18 protein-coding genes are annotated in these 25,648 nt (G+C 43.9%); 8 read left to right on the top strand and 10 right to left on the bottom strand.

Annotated features, from left to right (window positions below):
- Positions 1-76 precede the first annotated feature (76 nt).
- The 6 genes from CZ360_RS08710 (at position 77) to CZ360_RS08685 (ending at position 8,900) form a co-directional block, all read left to right on the top strand.
- Positions 77-1,000, top strand: a complete 924-nt coding sequence (locus CZ360_RS08710; protein WP_159438198.1) for a carbohydrate ABC transporter permease — start codon at positions 77-79, stop codon at positions 998-1,000.
- Positions 1,001-1,014: 14 nt separating this feature from the next.
- The gene (locus tag CZ360_RS08705) at positions 1,015-1,851 is read left to right on the top strand and encodes a carbohydrate ABC transporter permease (protein ID WP_077533829.1); all 837 of its coding nucleotides are present in this window, start codon (positions 1,015-1,017) and stop codon (positions 1,849-1,851) included.
- Positions 1,852-1,883: 32 nt separating this feature from the next.
- The gene (locus CZ360_RS08700) at positions 1,884-3,296 is read left to right on the top strand and encodes a hypothetical protein (RefSeq protein WP_077533828.1); all 1,413 of its coding nucleotides are present in this window, start codon (positions 1,884-1,886) and stop codon (positions 3,294-3,296) included.
- Between the two features lie 36 nt (positions 3,297-3,332).
- Complete coding sequence (locus CZ360_RS08695; RefSeq protein WP_077533827.1) at positions 3,333-5,468, top strand: alpha-L-fucosidase; 2,136 nt, start codon at positions 3,333-3,335, stop codon at positions 5,466-5,468.
- A gap of 364 nt (positions 5,469-5,832) precedes the next feature.
- Positions 5,833-6,879 (top strand): LacI family DNA-binding transcriptional regulator, encoded by a 1,047-nt coding sequence (locus tag CZ360_RS08690; RefSeq protein WP_077533826.1) that lies wholly within the window; start codon positions 5,833-5,835, stop codon positions 6,877-6,879.
- A 1,007-nt stretch (positions 6,880-7,886) separates the two neighbouring features.
- The gene (locus CZ360_RS08685; RefSeq protein WP_077533825.1) at positions 7,887-8,900 is read left to right on the top strand and encodes a tetratricopeptide repeat protein; all 1,014 of its coding nucleotides are present in this window, start codon (positions 7,887-7,889) and stop codon (positions 8,898-8,900) included.
- Between the two features lie 588 nt (positions 8,901-9,488).
- Here the strand turns inward: CZ360_RS08685 and CZ360_RS08680 are convergent.
- The 8 genes from CZ360_RS08680 to gtfA form a co-directional block, all read right to left on the bottom strand.
- Positions 9,489-10,826, bottom strand: a complete 1,338-nt coding sequence (locus tag CZ360_RS08680) for a glycoside hydrolase family 27 protein (protein WP_077533824.1) — start codon at positions 10,824-10,826, stop codon at positions 9,489-9,491.
- A gap of 93 nt (positions 10,827-10,919) precedes the next feature.
- Entirely contained in the window at positions 10,920-12,575 is a 1,656-nt protein-coding gene (locus CZ360_RS08675) for an alpha-glucosidase (RefSeq protein WP_077533823.1), read from the bottom strand.
- Between the two features lie 94 nt (positions 12,576-12,669).
- Complete coding sequence (locus CZ360_RS08670; RefSeq protein WP_159438197.1) at positions 12,670-13,758, bottom strand: ADP-ribosylglycohydrolase family protein; 1,089 nt, start codon at positions 13,756-13,758, stop codon at positions 12,670-12,672.
- A gap of 72 nt (positions 13,759-13,830) precedes the next feature.
- The gene (locus tag CZ360_RS08665; RefSeq protein ID WP_077533821.1) at positions 13,831-14,823 is read right to left on the bottom strand and encodes a LacI family DNA-binding transcriptional regulator; all 993 of its coding nucleotides are present in this window, start codon (positions 14,821-14,823) and stop codon (positions 13,831-13,833) included.
- Between the two features lie 189 nt (positions 14,824-15,012).
- On the bottom strand, positions 15,013-15,873 hold the full coding sequence (locus CZ360_RS08660; RefSeq protein ID WP_077533820.1) for a carbohydrate ABC transporter permease: 861 nt from the start codon (positions 15,871-15,873) through the stop codon (positions 15,013-15,015).
- Positions 15,873-16,754: a carbohydrate ABC transporter permease gene (locus tag CZ360_RS08655; protein ID WP_205411120.1), complete on the bottom strand. Its 882-nt coding sequence runs from the start codon at positions 16,752-16,754 to the stop codon at positions 15,873-15,875. Before CZ360_RS08655 ends, CZ360_RS08660 begins: the two co-directional genes overlap by 1 nt.
- A 219-nt stretch (positions 16,755-16,973) precedes the next feature.
- Positions 16,974-18,296 carry an ABC transporter substrate-binding protein gene (locus CZ360_RS08645; protein WP_077533818.1) on the bottom strand — a complete coding sequence of 441 codons (1,323 nt, stop codon included), beginning with the start codon at positions 18,294-18,296 and terminating at the stop codon, positions 16,974-16,976.
- 101 nt (positions 18,297-18,397) lie between these two features.
- Positions 18,398-19,822, bottom strand: coding sequence for a sucrose phosphorylase (gene gtfA / locus CZ360_RS08640; RefSeq protein ID WP_229408032.1), 1,425 nt, complete (start codon positions 19,820-19,822; stop codon positions 18,398-18,400).
- Positions 19,823-20,882: 1,060 nt separating this feature from the next.
- On the opposite strand from gtfA, the gene CZ360_RS08635 reads away from it, so the two are divergent.
- Both CZ360_RS08635 and CZ360_RS08630 read left to right on the top strand, forming a co-directional pair.
- Positions 20,883-22,160, top strand: coding sequence for an O-acetylhomoserine aminocarboxypropyltransferase/cysteine synthase family protein (locus tag CZ360_RS08635; protein ID WP_077533816.1), 1,278 nt, complete (start codon positions 20,883-20,885; stop codon positions 22,158-22,160).
- Positions 22,161-22,244: 84 nt separating this feature from the next.
- The gene (locus CZ360_RS08630; protein ID WP_077533815.1) at positions 22,245-23,150 is read left to right on the top strand and encodes a LysR family transcriptional regulator; all 906 of its coding nucleotides are present in this window, start codon (positions 22,245-22,247) and stop codon (positions 23,148-23,150) included.
- 124 nt (positions 23,151-23,274) lie between these two features.
- Here the strand turns inward: CZ360_RS08630 and CZ360_RS08625 are convergent, their stop codons facing one another.
- Complete coding sequence (locus tag CZ360_RS08625) at positions 23,275-24,522, bottom strand: cation:proton antiporter (protein WP_077533814.1); 1,248 nt, start codon at positions 24,520-24,522, stop codon at positions 23,275-23,277.
- A gap of 3 nt (positions 24,523-24,525) precedes the next feature.
- On the bottom strand, positions 24,526-25,134 hold the full coding sequence (locus CZ360_RS08620) for a TetR/AcrR family transcriptional regulator (RefSeq protein WP_077533813.1): 609 nt from the start codon (positions 25,132-25,134) through the stop codon (positions 24,526-24,528).
- Positions 25,135-25,648 lie beyond the last annotated feature (514 nt).

Below are 25,648 nucleotides of genomic sequence, written 5' to 3'. Positions count from 1 at the left end.
GCAATGGTTGAATAGGGAAAGCGGGTATGGACTGCAAGGTCAATCCGTACCCGTTTTCACACTAGGGGGGATTCTTTTGAAAAAAAGAAGAGACATGGCCTTTTCGGCTTTTTTCTTAGCGCCGGCACTGATTGTATTTGTACTTTTAATTATTATCCCGATTGTTATGACATTGGAATATTCCCTAACCTCCTGGCGAGGGGTAGGAGAAATGAATTTCGTCGGCCTGGAAAACTATATTAAGCTTTTCCAGGATCGTAATTACATAACAACTGTACTGAATTCCTTTATTCTGCTTATTATCGGGCTGGTTGTCCAGCTTTCATTTGGCATGGTAGGCGCCTTTTTAGTCAGCCGGTTAAATCGCGGCTATAAGTTTTACCGATCCGTTTACTATTTGCCTTCTATTATTTCTGCGGCGGCAATGGCTCTGCTGTTTTCTATCTTTTTCAATGCGGATATGGGGCCGTTTAACGAGATATTATCGGCGCTAGGCTTTGGTGATTCCATTGCGGGCCGCTCGTGGCTCAGTGATTCCAGCGTCGTCATCTATTTTGTAGCCGTCCCGCAGATTTGGCAGTATATGGGACAGCAATTCATTATTTACCTGGCGGCAGTCCAGAACATACCTGAGGAATTATTTGAATCCGCTTCTCTGGATGGTGCCAGCTCAGCAAAAATGTTCTTTAAAATTACAGTTCCTTCCTTGCGGCCGATTACCAGCGTAGTGGTAATTTTGATTATCACGGGATGTTTGAAAGCATTTGATTATCCCTGGATCATGACTACAGGCGGGCCCGGATATTCGTCCTCCTATATGGCTGTCATGATGTACCGTGAGGTTTTTAAAAATGGACATTTCGGTTACGGAAGCGCCGTGGCAATGTCGATCCTGTTCATATCTCTGATTCTTGTTGTAATTTACAACCAGGCAAATGATTCCCTCGGATCAGAAAAAAATCAGGAAAAACGCGCCAGACGCCGCCGGATGAAAATATAAAGGAGGAATTTGTGTTGAATAAAGTAACAGCTCCGATTGGCTATGTGGCAAAGATAGGAAAATTTATTTTCTTAACAGTTTTTGCGATTTTGGCCTTATTCCCATTTTATTGGATGCTAGTAAATTCCTTCCGCAGCAATGACCAGATATACAGTAACGCCTTAGGCTTTCCGGAACAGATTAATTTTGATAACTTTGTCAGGGCCTGGCAGGTAGGCAATATCGGAACCTATTTTTTTAATACGCTTTTTGTAAGTGTCGTCGCCGTCGCCCTAATCTTAGTAATTTCCGCTATGGCCGCTTACGTCTTGGCAAAAGTATGGAACAGCAAAGTCCTTTATTTGCTGTTTTCTCTGGGACTGATGATTCCAGCCCATACGATTATTGTTCCCTTGTTCTCTATCTTTAATAAGGTAGGGCTGACCAACAACTTTCTCTCAATTATTCTTTCTTATCTTGCTATGGAATTGTCCTTATCCATCTTTATTTTAAAGGGATTTATGGTGGCGCTTCCAAAAGAGCTGGACGAGGCCGCAACCATCGATGGCTGCAGCCGGACAGGGGCATTTTTTCGGGTCATCCTGCCCATTTCGCTGCCCGGACTGGCGACAGTAGGGATTTTAGCCTTTCTATTCTGTTGGAACGAATTTCTGATCCCCTTGGTATTGATCACGAAAAGCGAGATGAAAATGCTCTCTCAGGGAATTCAAGACCTGAACGGCCAATATGTTTCTGAATTGGGCGTGATGTTTGCCGGCGTAGTGATGATGGCTCTTCCGGTCGTAGTAGTCTATTTAATCTTCCAGGAACAGGTTATCCGGGGCATGGTCGCTGGAGCAGTCAAGGGATAACAAAATATTGAAATAGGAATGGTGACTTGATTATGAACAAACCAAAGCTTGGTATTATCTTTCTGGCAAAGATAAACCATCAAAAAGAAGAAATCCGTGAAATGCGGGAGTACTATCTCCAACGATTTGCGCAATGTGAGGAAGCGGATGTTCTGATTCCAGAAGATCTCATTTTGGAGGAAGCGGACGCGGTAAAGGCGGTCAAGGATATGGAAGCCCGCGGCGCCAATGCAATCGTCCTTGTGGTTGGAACCTGGATTTATTCCTCCGTAGCCATCTCTGCGGTCAACGATATCCATGTACCGTTTATTTTGTATGGGCTGTCAGATAAAATCGCGAACGGCAATTTCGGTGCTTCCATCCAAATCAAATACGTCTTGACGGAGATGGGGAAAAAATTTCTATATTTATACGGCGAAGCCAGAGACGAGAACAATATTGATACCATGCTCCGGTTTGCACGGGCAGCTTGGGTAAAAGAAGAGCTGCGCAACAAAAAAATTGCTACTATCGGCGGAAAATGCATGATGATGTATCAAACTCAGGTAAACGAGTTTGACTGGAAAGCGGTCTTTGGGTTGGACTTCCCCCAATATGATTCCCTGCAGATTTTCAAGGAAATGGAAAAAATCAGCGATGAGGAAGCGCATAAGGTTGAGAAAGAATTCCTAGAGAAGGTTGACAAAGTAATTTGGGAAGCGGATAATGGAGAAAAGCTGGAAAGCGATGCGATTTTCACCCAGGCCAAAATGTATTTGGCGTTTCTGCGAATGAAAGAGCTCTATCATATTGATGTGTTCGCTAACAAATGTATGCCGGAGATGTCCGCTTTGCCCTATGGCTATGGATACGCGGCATGCCTGGCAACCTGCATGCTCAACGAAGCAGGCATTATGACTGCCTGTGAAGCGGATGTTCCGGCTGGGATTTCCATGTATATCCTCCATCTGATGACCGGAGGACAAAAGGTTTTCTTTGCCGATATTGGGCGGAAACATAAAAGCGGCAACGGTGCAACCTTCTTCAATTGCGGTACTGCGCCTATTTCCATGGCAGACCACTCCAAGGGAGTTGAGCTCTGGCCAATTGCCGGCAACATTGCCGATGATGCTCTTCCCAATGAGTATCTATGCGGAAAAATGAAAGGCGCTTCAATTAAGTTTGAGCTGGAAACCGGCAAAAAGGTAACGATCCTGCGCGTAGGAGGCAATGGAGACACCTTGCGGATGCATGTAGCCAATGCAACAACCATTCACAGAGACGTTGCTCCGGATGAAATATTCGGACAGCGGTGGCCGGGCTTCGGCTTGGAATTTGAGCATGATACCAAAAGCTTTTTTGACCATACGGTAGGTCATCATTATTCTTTGGTATTCGGTGACTGGAGCCGGGAACTGAAATATCTGGCTGAAATTCTTGGTATTGGATATGTATACGACTGCTAAATAATCAAATCTCATACTGAAAAAGGAGAAACGAAAATGAATAATAACTGGCATCAGCGCTCCCGAAAAAGATATTTCCTTGATTATCACATTGACAGCTGGAATGACACATTCCTGACCCAATATGACCCTGAATATTTTGCAGAGTGCTGTTACCGAAGCGGCGCTACAGCGGCAACCTATATGGCAAACACTCATACCGGTCTATTGAGCTGGCCGTCTAAGCTGGGCGGGGTGATGCATCCCGGTCACAAGGGCAGAGATATGCTGAAGGAAACCATCGACGCATTGCATAAAAGAGGCCTGGACGCTATCGTATACTATGTATTTGTCTATGCGGCTGACTATTGGAACAAGCATCCGGAGGCAAGAACCGTCTTGGCGGACGGTACCGCCGAAAGAGAGAGAATCAATACAGAGGGCGGCCCCCATCGGTTTGCCACCTGCTGTATCAACGACCCGGGATACCACGACTTTTCATTGGCTGAGCTGGCAGAAATCTGTGACAACTATGACTTCGAAGGCGTCTGGCCGGATATGACCTTCTGGCCGACTGTATGCTATTGTGATAACTGCCGGAAGCGTTACCGGGAAGAAACAGGCGAAGAAATGCCTACTGTGATCGATTGGAAGGATCCAAGCTTTGTTAAACTAATCCGGACCCGTCAACGCTGGCTGAGAGAGTTTTGCCAGGAGGTGACAGATACCATCAAATCCAGAAAACCGGGCATGAAGCTGGCCCAGCAGTCTCAGACCTTCACCTGGGATTGGATGGCCGGTGCTTCTGCGGAATTGTCAGATTGCTGGGACTGGATGTCGGCAGATTTATATTGTGATCGGTATGGATTGTCCTATTCCAGCAAACTATTTTATTCGCTGAGCAATTTGAAACCGTTTGAGCGTGTCAACTGCTGGAATGTTCCGAACATTCATGAGCATGTGATTACTAAAACAGAGGATGAGTTAAGCCAGGTGGCCTATTCTACCATTATGAATGACGGCGCACTGACAATTATCGACCAGATTGACCCTGTGGGAACCGTTCACACCAGAAACTATCATACTATGGAAAAGGTATTTGGGAAAATTACCCCATATGAGCCATATTTAGGCGGTGAATTCTGCCAGGATGTCGGGATTTATTACAGCCTGAATTCCAATTTTGACCAGGAATGGAACGGGCGTCCTGTAAAAGAGGCGGGTTGTACCTTTGAGTATCAAAAGGACAATCCAGATTATCAGGCGGCTAATTCCCATATGAAATGCTCCTCCAATGCTGCAAAAACATTGACCTGGTATCACGTTCCCTATGGCGTCGTTACCAAAAAAAATCTTAAAGACCTGAAAAAATACCAGGTTTTAGTATTGTCTAATGTTGCCATGCTGGACGAGGAGGAAATTAAAGCCATTCGGGAATTCGTAGCTGATGGCGGTTCTCTTTACGCAAGCAAGGAGACTGCTACCATTACTGGAAGCGGCAGCTATGACGGGAAGTTTCTTTTATCGGATCTGTTCGGCGTCCAGTTGGAGGGCCGAACCAAAGAAAGCCGCACCTATGTATCGCCTACCGAGGAGGGAAAAGAAGTATTTCCAGAAGTATTTTCCGCCGACTTCCCTGTTACAGTGTACGACTGGCAGACTAACGTCCGCGTAATTTCCTCCGAGGCCAAGGTGCTTGGTACCATAACACTTCCCTATCTCTATCCGACTGAAGACCGTCATGGCAGCATCTTAACCACCCCGCCGGGGAGATTTACACAAGCTCCTGCGATTGTCGAAAACACATATGGCAAGGGAAAGGTAATCTATTCTACAGCCGCACTGGAAATTGGTACCCATATCAGCCAGCGAGAGGTATTTTACCAGCTTATCAAACGCCTTTCCGGCTCATATTGCACGGAATTAGAGGGATTCCAGTCCGTAGAAATCACACGATTTGAAAAGCCGGAAGAAAATTGCACCATGCTGCACATACTAAACTTCCAAAGCGAGCTGCCCAATCTGCCGATTGCCAATCTGCAATTCAAGGCAAAGCTATTTGGGAAATCGATTGCAGAAGTTATTTTGCTGCCAAATGAAACCGGTTTACAGTACTCCTGTCAGGGCGATACGGTTGAAATCCAATTGCCGGATTTACAGGATTATGCATTAGTATGTATAAAATATAGATAATTTCCTCCTCAAATACAATCCTAGGCAAACCCCAAACTCTTTCTCATCCCTGCGTTTGGAAATGATCGCTCTGCTCCTGAAAGCATATTCTTTTTTCAGCAGCTCGCGGGCCCGCGCAGGGATTGGGAGAAAGAGATAGGAATGATATCGTAAAATTCTCTCTTTTGAGAATTATTTCGTATTGATCATTACTTCTCGGTTAGAACCGAGAGACAGATGCGTTTCATGATAATGCGTTCGCACCATCAGAAGCATTCAGTATCAGGAGTCGTCTAATCGCCTTATAGAAGCGCTGTAATTGAACTTTTCTTATAATCATGGTAAAATATGGGTAAATAGTTCTATATTGCGAAAGGAAACGATTATGGATTCAAAAAAAGAAACGGTAACCATCTATGATATTGCTGCCGCGGCACAGGTTTCACCGGGTACGGTTTCTAGAGTGATCAACAATGTTGGCTATATCAAGCCCGAAACCAAGGAGCGGGTAACACAAGCAATTCAAGAGCTGCATTACGTTCCGAACAGGGCCGCGCGTTCCTTAAAAAACAACCGCACCAATTTGATTTGTCTTGCCTTTCCTGAAGCGGATAATCCTTTTTTCTTTGCGCTGATTGGAGCTGTTCAAGAGGTTGCAAAGCAGCATCATTATTCTCTGATGATCTACTATACAAAAGGCTCTCCGGAAGAAGAGCTGAATCTGCTGAATATGATGAACGAGAAGATCGTGGACGGCCTGTTTCTCATCAATTTTAATTATACGGAGGAGCATTTTAAAGCGATCAGGCGAGTGCGATGTCCCTTGGTTGTGAGTTCCCTATGCGTATCACCCTATGGCGGTAACGAAACAGACAATTTCGATTATGTAGGGATTGATGTTAGAAGGGCGTTATATCTTTCCACCATACATATGCTTAAGCAGGGACATCGCCGAGTAGCTCTGATCGGGGGAGATAAGAGTATTTATGTATTCCGGGAGCGTTTTGAAGGCTATTGCAGTGCCCACGTGGAAATGGGGGTTCCAGTGGATATGAAAAACTGCTTTTTCGGCGATTACGATCAGAACGCCGGATATGAGGCGGCTCTTCGTATTTTAAACATGAAGGACCGGCCTACTGCCGTCTGCGCCGCCAGTGATGTAATGGCTTTGGGAGCTATAGCTGCCTTTCAGGAAAATCATATTAGAATCCCGGAAGATATCGCGATTGTAGGAATGGATGACGTCAATTTTGTCAAATTTTTGTCACCACCGTTATCCTCAATCTATATGGCACAAAGAGATATGGGACGATGCGGTGCAGAGTTTTTATTCCGCCGTTTGGAGGGAGACGATTCCCCTTCACAAAAAATAATTTTTCAGCCAAAGCTGATTATACGGCAAAGCAGTTCCTTTACAAGACCGCCGGAATAATTCTTGATGGTATAAAAGCAGCAGGTACATACGATAAGACGTACGTACCTGCTGCTTTTTCATATCGCGCTTTGCATGTAAGCTGTTGACGAGTCAGCCGTCCAGCAGTTTACAATACTCTATTAATATGTATATCCCATAAGGCTTCACCCGTCTGTTTCAATATCGGGAATACACATCTGCTCCCTAATAATCCGGTTGACATATATCATGTTCCCCATTTTGGTTTCGGTCGAAAGAGAACGCTATTATCTGATATCTGGAATCAGATGCCATCACTTATATTAGACCTGGATTGACCATTGGAATGAATAACGTCTGTCATGACAAACCAGCATCTCTAAGCATCTTCATAACCATCGACCTTCTCCTCTTTATTAATTCTAACAAATCCATTCCTTTCCCTCCTATGATAAATTTACAATTTCATTATAAGCAAGGGGAAAATATTAATCAAGTAGGCACTTTTTTGTAACTACTAAATTAGTACTGATAACAATTATCCATTTTTCTTATCGAGAATTGTCTTGGTTTTTTCTGAGACAGTATCTAAACCACACTGAAAGGGGAGCGTTTTTTATTGTAATAAAAGTCAACCTCCTTCCATGGTTTGACAGCTTATCGCGATACCGTTTGTGTGCTAGGATGCCAAAGCAAAAAGGATCAAGCAACGCGTTAATCTCGGTGAGCATTTTTTAGTTTAAGTTCCATATTTCAATATCAGGAAAATAAGATCAACCACATTCTGGAATTCTATTTAGCAGTATTTTTCTGTACCGCCCATTAAAATTCACTATATAGGGTTGTCAGAAAACTCTTTACTTAATATCCGAAAGGATGTAAAATATAATTATAGTTTCGGGCAAGAAGGTACTATTGCTAACGGTAAAATCAACGAATTTGTGAATGCCGCAGGGCTTACACCAAAGTAATTGGCTATGCGTTAGATTAGATTTTGTTTTTTGTATTTAGTATGGAAAGGATATCCAGCAGAACGGGTGAGAATAATGGATAAATATTGGTATTGCGGTGTTTTGGTTAAAGGAATCCAAGCAATATATTCTTATATCAGCGATATGGGTGAAATACAGCTGGATTCCTATGTCATGGTCCCATTTGGCAGCCAGAACACGCCAAGAATAGGAATTGTAAAATCCTGTGCAGAATATGCAGCGGAGGAGGCTCCATATCCGGTTGAATGGACAAAGCATATCATCAGGGAAGCGACAGCAGAAGAATATGAAAATCAAACGCTTATCGCTCAATTTTATACTGATAACGATATAGAAGATGATATAGAAAATGAATTAGATGAGGTCAATTTTTATATTGAAACAGAAGATTGGGAAGCGATTTTAGGATGGGCATGTGATCACCATGATTGTCTAAATGGGAAAATTGCCCGAAAGGTCATTGAGTGCTATGAGCTTTGCCAAAAACAGGAAATGCCGATAGCCTCTGTGAATCTCGGCACCTTCTACTATACTGGCAGATTTGTAGAACAAGACTATCAAAGAGCCTATGAGCTTTATAAGCTAGCGGCAGACGCAGGCAATCTTCGGGCAATTTGTAACTGTGGATATTGTTTTTATTATGGTCGTCATCAAGATATCGATTATGAAAAAGCATATGAATATTTTACTCTCGGTGCATTGCTTCACGATGATGCAAACTGTTTATATAAATTGGGAGACATGTATCTCAACGGCTATGGCGTGACTAAAAACGAGAATTATGCTTTTACCCTCTATCAGAGGGCTCTGCATCGCAGCTTGGAAAATGATGCAGATTCTGTTTGCATAGCAGACGCACAATTTCGGGTTGGAAAATGTCTTCTTTATGGTATTGGCGCAGACAAAAATATTGAAGAAGCGCACGAGCTGTTGTCCTTTGCTCTTGTGAATTTCTATAAGAGACGTAAGACTGATACCTTTGTAGTTAAACTCATCAAATCCACCAAAAAATTGTTAACAGAAGCGCAAGCCTGTCTTGACAAGGAAATTTCAGATTATCAAGGGTAAACCGGGATATCCCCTCAACGGTCAGGAATCCTGAAAACCGCACGTTCTTAACCCCCCTTTAGGTACAATAACAGTACCCAAAGGGGGGTGATACTATCAAAAAATATGTTTTATTTTATTTCCAGCCGTCAGAATAAAACAGGTTCGTATTTAAACACCTCACTTTTAAGCTCTGCATACGGCAGCCTCTGTTCATCCTATTAAGCTTTTGGGCCATTCAATTTTGTCCAACGACTGTAAAAAAGCTTCACCGGTATCAGTCTCTATCATGCATACATAGTATGCCTTTCCATACAAATATTCTCGATAATGAATAAAGTGGTTGCTATTTACATTTTCTAAGTGCGTTAGCACGCCACACCGCTGACAACAGTATATTTCCTGCTTCAAGGCCCTTTTAAAATATTTAGGAACTCGAACTGTTTCATTTTGCACGATAAGTCCCGTAATTCGCTTTGGAGCTCCAGGTCCATAAAGCTGTTTCCAGCTTTGAGAACAATACAAGCAATGGAATGGGAAACCATCCGTTTCATTAAAAACCAAAAGCACACCTATCACTTAATAAGTAATGGGTGTGCTTTTTTGTTTTTATTTTTTCAGGCAGTAAACGACGGCCCCATGCGGAGCAATCTGAGCTGAAAGCTTCTCCTCTGCAATGCCCTTGTCTTCCCGCGCCCAAAGATCTCGTACCTGATACGCGCCAGCAATCTCCAATTCCTCAAAAGAGGCCGTAACCTGCCCTGCTATATCAGAAAGGTTAAACAGCGCCACATAGACACTGCCGTTCTCCTGGTCTGTACTTTTCCAAACGCATTCCCTTTCGTTGCGGTATACCTGATGTGCGTTGGTACCACAACGCTGCATCCGTAAAATCTCTTCGTTTGTTAGCAGAGACAAGGTAAAGTCATCATTATCCCGCAGCTCTCCGCCCATGATAAGCGGCGAGCGGAAAATGCTCCACAGAGACATCATAGTATACTGTTCGTCCGGGGTAAAGTTGGTCCAAGTGGTATCAAATTCTAAGCCTGCCGGGTCTTGCCAATCTCTCAAATACAGGCGCAGGCTTCCCAATGGAAGCATATCGCAGTCCGGCCAGTTCCCCGGGGATACCTGACGTTCCCAGACTTCACAGCGTTCAAACATAGCCAACAGCAAGTCCCATCGATCCCAGAAATCATCGGTAAGGCGCCACATATTGGCATTTTGCCGCAGATGCCAAGCCTTTTCAATAACTGCCGGCCCCGGAGAAAGACTCAATACCATCTCCCGTCCGCAATTGTCGATCGCCCGGCGGATCATCTCGATCTCTTTTTCCGCCGAATAAGGATGATCCGGATACGCACTGGTGTTGCAAATATCATCCACTTTAATAAAATCCACGCCCCAGGAAGCATACAACTCAAAAATGGAATCATAATAAGCCTGCGCACCCTCCATCTGGGCGTTGATTCCATACATGTCTGTGTTCCACCAGCAAATGGACGCGCTGGAAGCAATCTTATCACAGGTGGTATCCGTTCCTTTTACCGGTAAATGCCGGTGTACCGCCAGCCGCGGCACCCCGCGCATAATATGGATACCAAACTTCAACCCCATTTTGTGGATTTTTTCTGCAATCGGCGCAAAGCCCTTTCCGCCCGCTGCCGAAGGAAACCGCTCCGGCGCAGGCATCTGCCTGCCGTATTCATCCATTTCCAGCCGGGCAAAGGGCATGTAAAACGGAACTTCCCTGCCAGACGGCACTTTCCCCGCTTGTGGTTCAGACCATTGAATATCACAGACAACATATTCCCAGCCGTATTGCTTCAGATGTTTTGCCATATATTCGGCATTTCCCAAAAGCTGTTCCTCATTTACCGCCGGCCCGTAACAGTCCCAACTATTCCAGCCCATAGGCGGTCTCAAAGCCACGTTATCCTTCTTCATTATTTTGCTTCCTTTCTCAAAATACAGCGCTAAGCCTTTTAGGACTCCCGATTTCTATTCGGTTAATCCGGGATTTTTCACGAATTCCCCTGATTATCCTTGCAGAGAGAGGACAACCGCCTGATATGGAGCCATCGTCATCCTTCCCGTCTCATGCTCCAAGCCGCCGCAATTATTCAGCAGAATTTCCTTTACTTCTTCACTGACGCACACAGTCTGCTCCTTGCTGGTGAAATTGCAGAATATACCTACCATTTTATCCCCTAACATTCTGCGGTATGCAATGAGGCAGTCCTCCGCTTCCCGCTGCGGGATAAACTCCCCCCTGGCAAATACATCTTTCCATTTTGGATCACGCCGCAGCGCTACCAGTTTTTTATAATAGGACAGGACAGAGCTTGGATCATTTTTCTGAAGCGCAGCATTGATCTGTAGATAATTGGGATTTACCGGAATCCACGGTTCAGCGTCACTGAAACCCGCGTATTTGCTGCCGTCCCACTGAATCGGAGTACGTCCGTTATCACGGCTGTATTCCCTCAGTTCCTGCAGCAACTCCTCGGTGTCCCCGCCGTTTTCTACACATTCACGATAACGGTTCTGTACCATCACGTCCTTAAAATCCTCAATGCTGTTCCAGATACTGTTGGTCATCCCCAGCTCCTGTCCCTGATAGATAAACGGTGTTCCCGGCAGAAAAAAGTAGATCGTCCCCAGGCACGCAGCCGAAGTGCGGTTTTGGTCGGACGGCTCCAGGAACTTATTGATCCCACGAGGCTCGTCGTGGCTTTCCAAGACAACGCCGCTCCAGCCCAGTGCAGAAATCTGCTCCTGGGAATCGAACATCTTATTCCGCCAACGATATATTGCTTCCTTAGAGGATTTATCCGCTTCACCCTTCATGTTATACCAGTTGAAGTCAAAGATCATAGAGAAATACCCGTTTTTCCCCGCGTAATCGGTGAAGGAATCCATGGGAACGCCGACAGCCTCAGCTACTGTTACAGCATTTCTTTTCTCATAAGTCCGGTCGCGAAGCTCTGTCAAAAACACTCCGATTCCCGGATAATTCTGGTAATTCTCAATCTGATAAAGCGAACCGTCAGGCGTTGGTACTGAGGCAAAGGTCAAGTCTTTTTTAATAAAGGTAATCGCATCTACCCGGAATCCGGCAATTCCTTTGTCCAGCCACCAGTTGACCATGTCGTACAGCTTCTCCCGCAATTTTGAACTTTCCCAGTTAAAATCAGGCTGCCGCTTGTCAAAGGTATGCAGATACCATCTGCCATCCGGAATCTGCGTCCAGGCTGACCCTCCAAAATTGGAACGCCAGTTGTTGGGCGGATTCCCATCCTCTGTCGTTTTAAAAATAAAGTAATCCGCTTCTTCACTGTCTGGGTCATGGACAGCCTTTTGAAACCACGGGTGCTCGTCTGAACAATCATTTATTACTAAATCAAGCAGAACGCCAATTCCCCTTTCTTTTGCTTCCCGGATCAGCGCGTCCAAATCCTCATTTGTTCCAAATATCGGGTTGACTTTATAATAATCTGAAATATCATAGCCATTGTCCACCATCGGGGACTGATAGCAGGGATTGATCCAGATTAAATTAACTCCCAGCTCTTTCAGATAGTCGAGTTTGCTCCGGATTCCGTTAAAGTCCCCGATTCCATCGTGGTTGGTATCGCAAAAGCTTTGCGGATATACCTGGTACACAACCGCTTCCTTCCACCAGTCTGGCTTCATTTTTTATATCTCCTCCCACATCTTGTCTATATCCTAAAAATAATAGCCGCGGACCGTTCTGTCCCCGGCTATCTGCTAAGCGGCAGCAAGTCTGTTATTTCGACACAATCTCTGCCGCGTTCATTGTTTTTTCCGCCAGTTCCCTGATACTGATCTGTTCCGGCAGTTTGAAAGCATATTTTTCATACCTTTGGCAGCCGTCCCATTTATCCCAGATCATGTTCACCATAATCCCATTCAGGAATTCTTTCCATCTGGCGGGAATTTCCTTTTCGCCAGCGATGGCGCCCATCACGCCCCCTACTGTGCAGGCGTTGCAATCGGTGTCATAACCCAATTGGATAGACAGGCTCATCGTCTCTGAAAAATCCCCATTCCCAAAGTACAGCGCCAACAGCACCAGCCCAGCATTCGGAATCGCATCTGCTATATGGTGTTTGGGAAGCGCTGAAAGGAATTCCTGCCTGGCCTTTTTCCAATCCGCGTTTGCTCGTGCCGTTTGATAAGCCCGTTCTATCTCACGAAAAAACACGGTATCGCGATCCAGTTCTCCTATTGCATATTCAATAATATCTGTCACGCAATTCATCCGCATAGCGGCATTTTGAAGCGCCGCGCCAAATACGGCTCCCTCGCATCCTTCCCGCCGATTTACCATAGACCCATATTCCAGCGCCCGGCTTCTTACAGTTTCCGGATGTTGGAATGTCAAAATTCCAAGGATCTCATTATAGATCAGCGCACAAATGCCCCAGTCCTTAAAGTATTCTGTCAGCGGAATCCCGGAATCAATCTCCAGGTGCTCAGGAGGCCTTACCCCCTTAGCAAATTGCTCAAGCGCATGCCTTCCCTCACCAAAATTCCGGTAATTGAGATTTTCGACCCATACCCGGCCCAGTTCCTCAGGAGTTGGAAAACGTCCTAATTTCAGTATCTCTTCCACCATCAGCCATTCCATCAAAGTGTCGTCGTCAGCCATACCGCCATACCTAAGCAGGATATCATAAACATTAAACGCCCAATCCGTATGCCGATACCTATCCACTGAGCTTAATATTCCATCAATATATTCTTCAACCGGATAGTCCTGATACTTGTTTTCGAAAAACAAGCCATTATTGTTTCCGGCGATCATCCCAGTCCATGCTCCGTATATCTTATCAAAAATTTCGTCTCTGTACATCGTTTTCCCCCTTGCCAGTAATTCTGATTGAAATCCCATGGCTCGGTTATTTAAGGCTGCCGCTTGATCAAACTATTCAGACTTTAGCCGCGTACTTCCCCGCATTTTTAACTCAACCGGCAGGATCGTGCGCATCGCAACAGCCTTTTTGCCGCGTCGGCCAAGAATGCTGTTTACCGCCGCCTCCGCCATCCTTTCGATAGGCTGGCGAATCGTTGTAAGCTGCGGAGTTGTCAGATGACACAGCTCCACATCGTCAAATCCGACGACCTGCAATTGTCCCGGGACATCAATCCCATGATCATAGCAATACTGTAAAATCTGTGCTGCCATCGTATCATTACTGGCAAAGATCCCATCCACATCAGGCATCTGGGCAAACACTTCCCGGATAATTTCTGCATAAGAGCGGGTGTAAAATTCCTGTTCTGTGGTCGTGAAAATCTGGTAAGGGACGCCAACCTCCTGACATACCCGTTCAAAAGCGACCGCACGCTTATCGCCCGGAAGCCCTTTGGAAAATTCACCGCTGATATGCAAAAGCTTTTTACAGCCGCATGCAATCAAATGGCGCGTTGCCAGCTCGCCGCCCAATTCATTGTCACAGCAGATATTAATCCCATATCCTCCGGACTGGCGCTCAATCATCACGATGGGCATGTCCTGCTCCACATATTGTTCCACATCAGGCGTCCGGCTGGCAATTATAATCCCAGCCACCTGATTGGATTTCAGCATATCTATATACTCCTTCTCCTTTTCCACCTGTGCCTGGGAATTGCACAAAAGAATCTTAAAATTCTTTTTAAAGCAGTACTGCTCCAAATAAAAGGTGAGCTGGCTGAAAAACGGATGCTGGATTGTAGGAACGATCACTCCGATCATATTGGAATGTTTCTTTGTCAGTGACCGTGCCAGCTCATTCGGCTGGTAATTTAATTCTTTCATGCTCTGATACACTTTAGCGCGGGTTTTCTCACTGATATATCCTCGGTTATTTAACACCCGCGACACCGTTGTCACGGTAACTCCTGCCCGTTCAGAAACATCTTTTAAAGTGCTCATAGCCAAAACCACCCTTCTTCGGAATATTATACATGTTTTTTAAATTGCATTCAATATTTTAATATGATTCCTCCGAAAAATCGTCTGTGTCTGTTCTGGCCGTTGGTTCATCAACCATTTATAATGGCATAGATTCTCTATCGTGCCACAGCCGCGGCACAATAGAGAATCCTTTCCGGCTAAGACCGGCTACGATTTAACTGCTCCGGAGACAACGCCCGCAATGATATGGCGCTGTAAAAACAAGTACAGGATAATGACCGGAGTCACCGTCATGACCAGCGCCGCCATGATTAGCCCTAAGTCTGATGTATAGGTTCCATAGAACCGGTAGGTCGACAAAGGCAGGGTAAACAGGTCACGCTTGGTCAATATCAGACTTGGCATCAGATAATCGTTCCACAGCCACAATACATCCAATACTACCAGCGTGGAAGTCATTGTTTTCAGCAACGGAAAAACAACCATAAAAAACGTTTGGTATTTATTACAGCCGTCAAGCAGCGCCGCCTCCTCCAGTGAGATCGGCACACCCGATTTGATTGCCCCATGATACATGAATACCGCAAGTCCCATACCGAAACCGAAGTTCAAAAAGATTAGGGTCGCGCGGTTATTCAGCAGGTTCAACGTGTTTCCGTAAATACTGACCAGCGGGATCATCAAGGCCTGGAACGGGATGATCATTGCCGCCAGCATCATGCCGAACGAAATCCGGCTCGCCAAATATTTTGTCCGGACAAATACATAAGCCGCCATCGCCGCAAACAGCACAATCAGGATCATGCTGAGCACAGTAATCAAAAGCGAGTTCATAAATGCTGCTGGAAAGCGCATGGATTCAAAGGCTTCCGGATAGTTTTGGAAATAGAAGCCTTTGCTGTCAACCAAAGCAAGCGGATCGCGCACGATGCTGACCTTCCGTTTAAAAGAGTTGATCAGTACCATAAAGAATGGAAACATATAGGCGATCAAGAGAATGAACAAAACCACTACCTTTACAATATGGCCGATCCGTGCTTTTGTTCCGCCGATCACGTTTTTACTCATTACGCATCAACCTCCATTCTCTTGCCCAGATAGGTCTGTGTCAAAGCTACCACTGCAACCACAATAAACAAAATGATTGCTTCTGCTTGGCCGACGCCATAACGCTGTGAATTGAAGGCCATCTGGTATACATACATCGCCGACATCTTAGTCGATTCATATGGCCCGCCGTTGGTCAACGAAAGGTTCAGGTCATATACCATAAAGGTACGCGTCAGCGACAGGAACAGACAGATGACAAAAGAGGGAACCATCAACGGAATAGTGACATAGCGGGTTACCTGGAAGCCGGTGCATCCGTCAATGCTGGCAGCTTCAGTCAGATCCTTCGGCACGCCGACGAAGCCCGCCACGTAGATCAGCATCATATAACCTGAATACTGCCATACTGTTACGATCACAAATGCCCAAAATGCAGTGGTTGGGTCGGATAGCCAGGATTTTTCAAACAACGGGATTCCCAGCGACTGCCCAATCACCGGCAGGGTACGTGTAAAGACGAACTGCCAGATAAAGCCTAATACAATACCGCCGATCAGATTTGGGGTGAAAAATCCAGCACGGAAAAAATTCTGTGCTTTCATGCCACTGGTCAAAAGGTAGGCCAGGATAAACGCTACCAGATTGATCAGGATTACGGATATGATAACATATCCCAAGGTCAACAGCAGTGATTTCCAAAAATCACCGTCTTTGAACACCGTGATATAGTTCGCAAAGCCTACCAGATTTTTCTGGTTTCCAATGCCGCCCCAATCGGTAAAGGTCAGGTATAGACCATAGATGAAGGGAATAATGACGACTGCAATAAATCCCACCATCGCAGGGCCGGCAAACATCAAAAAATGCTTTGTTTTGCCTAAAAATGTTTTCTCTTCCATAATGAGGCCCCTTTCCTTTCTCATGTCATTTCGCGCAGGTTCAATGTACGCCCAAGGTGTGCCGCACAACGTGGTTCCGCCGCTCACCATTCGGGCTGATAACACGGAAAACACAAACAGCCCGGGGAAAGAGGAGGTATGCTGCCCGCCTGTTTATAAAGCTTCCCCCGGACGAGCCGGGGGAAACCAAATTTACAGCGAATGACATTCTAATGGATCTTAGTCGATTTTATCAATATTTTCAGTCCAGTAGTCAACAACAGAAGCAGCCAGTGCATCACGGTTTCCGTCAGTCAGATATTTCTGCATCGCACCACCTACAACAGTCAGGTGATCGCCAGGGGCACGGTTCCAGGTTGGATACATTGTCCCGTCGGAAACATGCTGTTTCACAGAAACGCTCAGTGGGTCGCTGTTTTCCAGAGTATTGTTATTAAACGCGGAAACCAGGTTTGCCTCTTCTACCAGGAAGGATTTCCCTTCATCATCAGTTGCCAGCCAGGTCAGGAAATCTTTTGCAGCCTGCTGTTCTTCTTCAGAAGCAGTATTATTAATAATAATCTGTTTGGTTGCGGTACCAGAAATCATCTTGTTTGCCTTATCGTCGGCAGAGGTGTTCTGCACCAAAGGCATAATTCCAAATTCAGTGTCGCCATCAACATATTCGCTGATGTTCGGCCATGCCCAGTTTCCGTTGAACCAGAAAGCAACAGTGCCGTCTGCCATGTAGGAAGCAATCAGGTCATAGTCTGCAGAAAGCGGGTCGTTCGCATAGATATTGTATTTGCGGAGTGCGTCTACAGTATCCATCACAGAGTTGTAACGTTCGTTTGACGCGAAATCCACTGTACCGTCTACGATTTCATGAATGAAAGCAGAAGTACCTGCTTCGGTGAAATCCTGCTGTTCATAAGCCAGCGTGAACAGGTGTGCGCCCAAAGACCAGTCTTCCTGAGCGATTGCCACCGGAGCTTCCATGCCGCCCGCTACCAGCTTGTCGCACAGTGCAGTAAAGTCAGAAAGGGAAGCAATTGTGCTAGGATCAAAATCTTCACCGGTAGTCTTTTCAATTGCAGTCTTGTTGTAGATAATACCGCGGCCTTCAATGCAGAATGGGAAAGAGGCTACCTTATCGCCAATCGAAATGGTCCAGTCAGTGTCCTTTACCCAGCTCTCGCCCGACAGATCAACTGCATATTCTTCACCGAAGCTGTAAACGTCAGTGGGGTCGAGCATTGCCATTACCGGTTCATTTCCAGCAGCATAAGCTTTCTGCATGTAGGAATAGATGGTTTCGTCACCGGTTACCTGCATTTCAAAACCAGACAGTCCTGCAATATCGCTATATTCTTCCTGCATTGCTTCCCACTGATCATAAATCTCAGTCTTGATTCCAACAATCGAAAGGGTTACATTGCTGTTTTCTTTTTTACCCGTATCACCAGAAGCGTCGTTCTTTCCACCGTCAGAGCCACATCCTGCAATGAGGGTAGCTGCCATTGCCGCTGCCAGCAATACGCTTAGAATTTTTTTGTTTTTCATAATTATTCCTCCTAAAAAATAATCATCAAAAATATTTTCCTATGATTTGAGCTTTTGATCTATATAACATGAGCCTCCGCTCATGCGATACAACAAAATTATTATTTCTGCTCTGAACAGGTGATGGTAAACTCGTGGGTTTTCAAATCAGCCTCTAGGACAGCCATTCCATCTTGACTGCTCCTAGTAATTTTGATTACATGTTCCCCACGCAGCTCTGTTTCACATTCGCCTTCCACCGCGAACGCCGGATGAGTATTGCGGAATTCCATCAATTCGCGCAGATCATTTACGATCCTGCGGCTTGCAAAATTATCTGCAATCTCTTCCTTCGTATAATAATGGCGGTTAATATTTCTGCCCTCTTTGGTTGCTTCTAACAGCTCCAGATCATTTTCGCCCGCCATTGCCCCGACATAATAGACCATCGGAATACCCGGTGCAAAAAATTGGATCGCGCGAGCCAGCAAATAAGCCTTGTCATTATTCCCTAACGCGGAATAATAGGTACAGTTGATCTGGTAAATGTCCAAGTTGTTATACGCCTCTGTATTATAGATCCGTTTTACATTGGCGCCCTTGGTAAACATGTTGTTTTTTGTTTCCTCAATTTCTTCGTCCGTCAGGAGATCCTTGACGTCAACGATTCCGATTCCGTCATGAGTATCCAGGGTTGTAAACTGATGCTTTGGACACTGGTCGATCCAGTTTTTTAGACGGTCGCCCCGACCAGAATACAAGGCATGCAGCACCAAAACAGGCAGCGCGAAATCATAGATCCAAAATCCCTTTTCGGCGATTTTCATCTGGATAGAATAATGCTCATGGATCTCCGGCAAGATCATTACACCATAAGGTTTGACTATATTTTCAATCTCATGCAGCAGATCCCACATTTCCGGTTCTACAAAAAAGCAGGAGGTTCCGGCACGCTTCACCGCATAAGCAAATGCGTCCAGGCGGATGATCGAAGCACCATTCTCACACATGCGGATCAGTGTTTCTCTGATAAAGTTCCGGGTAACCTCAGTGTCAACATTCAGATCGATCTGTTCTTCCCCAAAGGTACACCAGACCTTTTCCGTAGTTCCGTCTGCAAACTCTACATCGATGTAGGGAGCACGCGGCTTCCGCTTGTAGATCTTGTCCACCTGTTCCTGGGTCGGTTCGCCGTTTTCCCAAAAATCTTTATAGCGGATAAATAAATCTTTGTATTGAGAGGCATCCTTTTTGCTTTGGAAATCCTTAAAATATTCGGATTGCCTGGAAATATGGTTCACCATAAAATCAAACATTAAGTAATAGTTTTTACTGATTTCACGGATTTGTTCCATCGTTCCCAAATTTTCATCAGTTATATCATAACGCATCGGAGCAAACCCACGGTCGCCCGACGAAGGGAAAAATGGCAGAATATGAACCCCGCCGAATGCTTTGGAAAAATAGATGTCCAAAACCTCTTTCAGTTCCCCCAAATTTTTACCCAGACTGTCCGCATAGGTGATCAGCATGATCTTGTTAATCATACGAACGCCTCCTTTTCCTCTGCCAGCTAAATAGCAGGCCATATCTTAAATGCAATCATTTTATCTCGTTTTTTCTAACCGGCAAGATCTAGTTCGAGCTTCTAAACTTCTAAAAGCAGCCTTCTATAGCAATAGGTACCTCTATTCCTTACCATACCCGAAAAAGCAATCTTTAGCCCTGTAATTTATGTACACATTATATAGTTGCACGACAAATATGTCAATCGATTGACATAAACAGAATTTGTGTTTCTATTTTTTGTACAATAAAACAACATATTTTTTTACATTATTCACAATGAACTAAAGCCACATTTTGTATTTAATAAAGAAAAAAGCGTTTTAACGGAAAAAATTAAATAAAAACAACAAAATTTTATTCTATTTTTATAATAGATATTAAAAAATGAAATTATTTCTACTTATATGTCACTCGAATAACATAAAGGTTTATAGCTTCTGCTTAAAGTGTCAACAGCCATCATTTTCCATAATAACCGGATCAATATCTATCTTTCTATGGAAATGTTTGGATTCTATGTTATCGTTTATTTATTTTCACAAAAAAGAGGAAACTTTGAAAAACGAATTAAATACGGAGTGTCTGAATAGAAAAAGAAGCCGAAATTTGGAGTTCTCATTAGTTCCAAATTTCAGCCTCTGTTCGTGACAAAGTAATTGTACGATTTATTTTCTTTATAGGTTAATTCCTATTCTATGATATTATTTTTATATAACATCTTTTGATTTACTATATTTTAACTATGCCATCATTTCAATAAGAACTTATTGTATTTTTGCAAAGCGAACCAATTTCTCTCAACGCCGGGCGGCCCCTCATTTTACCGCGAACGGCCTGATTCCTTCGTTCGAGTAGCTGGGTTACAAATCGCATACACAGATCAGCAAAGAATTTAATTGTAGAAGAACCGTATTCTGATTTCCTTACGCGGGTAAATATAATAGCCTGAAGCTATAATAAACTTATTTAATATGTATTTTACTTATAAACAAATAAAGAGTATAATAAAAAGAAACAGTAAACGAAGGAGATTTCAAGATGCATACAGAAATTGAAACGAAATGTGTCCGCGACGGTTGGAATCCGAAATCAGGAGAGCCCAGGCAGCTACCGATTATACAAAGCACAACCTTCCCTTATGCAACAAGCGATGATATGGGAAAGCTGTTTGACTTAGAGGCGGAAGGATATTTCTATACAAGACTTCAGAATCCAACGAATGATGCAGTAGCAGCCAAAATATGTGCCCTTGAAGGCGGCGCAGCAGCCATGCTTACTTCTTCCGGCCAAGCGGCAAACTTTTATGCCGTGTTTAATATTTGCGAAAACGGCGGCCATTTTATTGCCTCATCGTCGATATACGGAGGCACCTATAATCTATTTGGCGTAACAATGAAGAAAATGGGTATCGAATGTACTTTTGTGGATCAAACGCTTCCGCTTGAAGAACTTGAGAAATACATTAAGCCGAACACAAAATGTATATTCGGGGAAACAATTACAAATCCGACCGTCAATGTTCTGGATTTTGAAAAATTTGCGGCATTGGCACATTCGCATGGCCTGCCCCTGATTGTTGATAATACATTTGCCACACCGATTAACTGCCGGCCCTTTGAGTATGGCGCTGACATTGTTACACACTCAACAACCAAGTATATGGACGGTCACGGCGTAAGTGTTGGCGGCTGTATTGTAGACAGCGGTAATTTTGACTTTGCTGCTCATGCAGATAAGTTCCCGGGACTTACAACACCTGATGATTCGTATCACGGAATCACCTATACCGAGAAATTCGGAAAAGGAGCGTATATTACAAAAGCAACGGCGCAGCTTATGAGAGATTTCGGCTCCATACAGTCTCCGCAAAATGCTTTTTATATCAACCTTGGGTTAGAATCATTGCATATCAGAATGCAGCGCCATTGTGAAAACGCACTGGCGGTAGCAAGATATTTAAAAGAAAACGAAAAGGTCGCTTGGGTACATTATCCCGATTTAGAAGATGATGAAAATCATGTGCTTGCACAAAAATATTTAAAGAACGGTTCCTGCGGCGTGCTGGCTTTTGCATTAAAAGGCGGCAGAGAAAAGTCAATTAAATTTATGGATTCACTCCATTTTGCAAGCATCGCAACGCATGTTGCAGACAGTAAAACTTGTTTGCTGCACCCTGCAAGTCATACACACAGACAGTTGACTGAGGAGCAGTTAGCTGAGGCAGGCATCCCCGCCGACTTGATAAGGCTTTCTGTCGGTATTGAAAATGCAAAGGATATCATTGCAGATATTGAGCAAGCGTTAAATAATATTTAATCATAAGTGCGTCGGATACTATCGTATTCGGCGCATTTTTATGCTATAATAAAGCAAATTATTTTAAGAAAGAATGTAGATAAAATGACTCTCCAACAATTAAAATATGTTGTAACAGCAGCTGAATGCGGAACAATCAGCGATGCTGCAAAGCAGCTTTTCGTATCGCAGCCGAGTTTGACAAATGCCATCAAAGATATTGAGGAAGAAATGCAAATCAGCATTTTTTACCGAACAAACAAAGGTATTACAATATCAAACGAGGGCGATGAATTTTTGGCGTATGCCCGCCAGGTGTTGGAGCAGGCGAATCTATTGGAGGATAAGTATAAAAACACCAAGAAGCAAAGTCCGCGCTTTTCCGTATCTTCTCAGCACTATTCGTTTGCTGTTAATGCATTTGTAGATGTTATCAGGGAATTTGACGGGAACAGTTACGATTTTACTTTAAGAGAAACGCAAACCTATGAAATCATCGAAGATGTCAGTCACTTGAAAAGTGAGATCGGAATATTATATCTATCAGACAAAAATAGAGAAATTATCAAAAAGCTCATTAAACAAAACAATTTGGTATTTCAACAGTTATTTATAGCGAAGCCACACGTTTTCATATGTTCCTCTCACCCATTGGCAAATAGATCGAAAATAACTTTAGACGACCTAGAGAATTATCCGTACCTTTCATTTGAACAGGGAGACTATAATTCTTTTTATTTTTCAGAAGAGATTTTAAGCAATTTAGACAGAAGAAAAAACATTAAAGTCAGGGATAGAGCAACATTATTTAATTTAGCGATCGGATTAAACGGCTATACAGTAAGTTCTGGTGTTATCAGCAAAGAATTAAACGGCGAAAATATTATAGCCAAACCGTTGTGTGTAGAAGAAACCATGGAAATAGGAGCATTGTTAAAAAAAGATTTACCTCTCAGCCGTTATGCAAAAAGTTATCTTGAATCGTTGAAGTGCCACGTGCCAAACACATAATATATAACCAAAAGCATGATACCGCTGAACGAATTTTGCTGCAGCTTGATTTACAATAATGTTTCCAACGATCTTGCGTCCTGTTCTGCCGCGCAGAGGCTTCCAACAAAACAGATCTTTATGTTCAACCGGCCGATGCGGTATCCTTTTCCTTTTCTCCTTTGTGAAACTCTCCGGCCCATTCAAAACCCTTTTTCGCCATAATCACAGCAATAATTTCATTGATCACCGCCGCAGCCGCAATTGTTCCTTGAATAATTTTCGCACACTCTGGAGCAGGCCCGGTCAAAACCGAAACTGCAATTCCAGTAAAGACGAGTGATACTCCTGAATGCGGCAGCAAAGTGAACCCAAGAAAATTACGCACGGTTTTTGGAGATTTGGTGACAGACGCTCCCAAAAAAGCCCCAAAATATTTTCCCAAAGCACGGGATAAGATATAAATAACTGTAAATAGACCTGCTCCCATAATCAAGTGGTAATCAAGCGGGGCGCCTAGATTCAGAATAACCACAATCATCGCCACACCGAGGATTGGGTTAAATCCCTGCATAATTTGTACTAGCCGTTGTTCCGACACCATATTAGAGAAAGCAGCTGAAAAAGCCATTCCGATCAGCATAAAATTGAGCACCGGGCGAGGCAGCAGATGATTGCAAAGAAATCCTATCCCCGATGTAATCAGGATCATGAGGATTAAAATCATCAAAGTTACTGGGGTACTGCAATCCCTTTTTAATACAAAACCTGCCAATAATCCAGTAATCACGCCAATTACCAGCGGCAGCAATACAACCAATGCAATCATATAGGCGGGCAGATCTCCAGCAGACAAATTCCCAGCTATGACTGCCACTGCACTGAAAAACACAATGCAGCCTACGATATCATCCAGCGCCGCCATTGGGATCAAAGTAGAGGTAACCGGTCCTTTTGTTTTAAATTCTCTTACAATAGACAAAGCTGGCGCCGGGGCTGTTGCCAACGCAATTCCGCCGAAAAGGAAGGCAAGATACAAAGGAATATTGGAAAAATAAAAAACTATTCCAAATATCAGAGATACTAACACAAATGTTCCCAAAGATTGAGTGAGCGTGGTAACGATAATAGAACGACCGGATTTTTTTAGTTTTTTCCAGACAAGCTCAGTGCCAATCATCAGACCTACGGCACATTCTAAAATATGCATGGTGTTTTGATACCATGCGGCATTCAGCAATTCGTTGTTGGTCAATGACAATGCATGGGGGCCCAGAATCATGCCCGCAATTAACCATCCCAAAATAGAGGGCAGTTTTAATTTTGAAATGAACTTTCCTGCCAAAAAAGCTAATAGAATGGCGGCTAATAACCGTAAAATTGATAAAGTCATAATCTATTCTCCTTTTTTCGCCAGCCCATAAAGCATAAGATCCAGCATTTGAGTAAGTTTTTCTTCATGGTCGGCAATCTTAACCATAAAATCCTTACCAGCATATGCCGGACTGCTAAAATATCCATTAAACATTTCCTGCATAACAGCGTAATATTCCAGTGCTATCGCCTCAGTAATTCCATCACGCAAAGTCAGTGCCGAAATGGCCTTTCGATATATTGCCTGATTCAAACAATCAAAATCTTTTCTGAGGATTTTAATTTCCTGTTCCAATTTTGACGGCGGCTGCAGAACCGCTTCAAAAAAGATTCTGGCATGAAAGGGGTGTTTTGAAAAATAGCATATCCGATGTTCCATGTATTTCTGTAAATCCGCATCGGTTTTCTGTGCCTTTAAATATGCTGTCACTTCATCAAAACAGCGAGATACACAAGCCAGGTATAACTCCTTTTTGCTTGAAAAATTGTGGTAGAGCAGGCCCTTGGCAATGCCGTTTTCTCCGCAGATTGCACCAATAGTAGCCGCCGTATAGCCTTTTTCACCAAATTCCTTCATGGCTGCCATAAGGATACGGTCTTTTGTACGACAGGTTTTCTCTTCTTGAGTCATAAATTTCACCCTTTAACAAAAATTGACTATTCGGTCTATAATTTAGTGTGGTCAAAATAGACCTAATAGTCAATATTTGATTTGTAAATTTTCTTGCCTATCGTCATTTGGAAAATACTATTCTGACTATCAAATCTCTTTGTATCCTCATGTGCTTTAAAAGCTTAAAATCGGCCTGATTTCCAGTTCTGTCCGCTTATGCAACGAGAGAAAAGAACATAAAATGAAACAGCGGAGTCTCCAGCCTGAATAATCAGGCGGAAGCTCCGCTTTCTCACTATTTTATTCGGTTTTAGTTTTGGACATCCACGGTAAAACCGTTTTTCGGATTTTGCTTCAAAAAGCCCGCAAACCCGCATGAATACTGAATAAATATCCGCCGGCTACGCCGGCGGTTTTTCTTATGCGGGTATAACCCGCTGTTACTGGCAGCCATTGCAATGGCATATACGGTCTGACACTTGCAAAAAATTGTTACTTGCTACCCTTGAAAGGGTCTTCGTACTCTCTAATG

It is taken from the genome of Massiliimalia massiliensis (genome assembly GCF_900155615.1).
Classification (GTDB): Bacteria; Bacillota; Clostridia; order Oscillospirales; family Ruminococcaceae; genus Massiliimalia; species Massiliimalia massiliensis.
This window is presented reverse-complemented; position numbering and strand designations above follow the sequence as displayed.

Bases quoted from the DNA above. Each gene is read 5' to 3' on its own strand.
- CZ360_RS08645 (WP_077533818.1), bottom strand. From the start codon at position 18,296: ATGAAAAACAAAAAAATTCTAAGCGTATTGCTGGCAGCGGCAATGGCA.
- CZ360_RS08660 (WP_077533820.1), bottom strand. From the start codon at position 15,873: ATGAGTAAAAACGTGATCGGCGGAACAAAAGCACGGATCGGCCATATT.
- CZ360_RS08690 (WP_077533826.1), top strand. From the start codon at position 5,833: ATGGATTCAAAAAAAGAAACGGTAACCATCTATGATATTGCTGCCGCG.
- CZ360_RS08655 (WP_205411120.1), bottom strand. From the start codon at position 16,754: ATGGAAGAGAAAACATTTTTAGGCAAAACAAAGCATTTTTTGATGTTT.
- CZ360_RS08630 (WP_077533815.1), top strand. From the start codon at position 22,245: ATGACTCTCCAACAATTAAAATATGTTGTAACAGCAGCTGAATGCGGA.
- CZ360_RS08665 (WP_077533821.1), bottom strand. From the start codon at position 14,823: ATGAGCACTTTAAAAGATGTTTCTGAACGGGCAGGAGTTACCGTGACA.
- CZ360_RS08670 (WP_159438197.1), bottom strand. From the start codon at position 13,758: ATGTACAGAGACGAAATTTTTGATAAGATATACGGAGCATGGACTGGG.
- CZ360_RS08625 (WP_077533814.1), bottom strand. From the start codon at position 24,522: ATGACTTTATCAATTTTACGGTTATTAGCCGCCATTCTATTAGCTTTT.
- CZ360_RS08620 (WP_077533813.1), bottom strand. From the start codon at position 25,134: ATGACTCAAGAAGAGAAAACCTGTCGTACAAAAGACCGTATCCTTATG.
- CZ360_RS08680 (WP_077533824.1), bottom strand. From the start codon at position 10,826: ATGAAGAAGGATAACGTGGCTTTGAGACCGCCTATGGGCTGGAATAGT.
- gtfA (WP_229408032.1), bottom strand. From the start codon at position 19,822: ATGATTAACAAGATCATGCTGATCACCTATGCGGACAGTCTGGGTAAA.
- CZ360_RS08685 (WP_077533825.1), top strand. From the start codon at position 7,887: ATGGATAAATATTGGTATTGCGGTGTTTTGGTTAAAGGAATCCAAGCA.
- CZ360_RS08635 (WP_077533816.1), top strand. From the start codon at position 20,883: ATGCATACAGAAATTGAAACGAAATGTGTCCGCGACGGTTGGAATCCG.
- CZ360_RS08675 (WP_077533823.1), bottom strand. From the start codon at position 12,575: ATGAAGCCAGACTGGTGGAAGGAAGCGGTTGTGTACCAGGTATATCCG.
- CZ360_RS08700 (WP_077533828.1), top strand. From the start codon at position 1,884: ATGAACAAACCAAAGCTTGGTATTATCTTTCTGGCAAAGATAAACCAT.
- CZ360_RS08695 (WP_077533827.1), top strand. From the start codon at position 3,333: ATGAATAATAACTGGCATCAGCGCTCCCGAAAAAGATATTTCCTTGAT.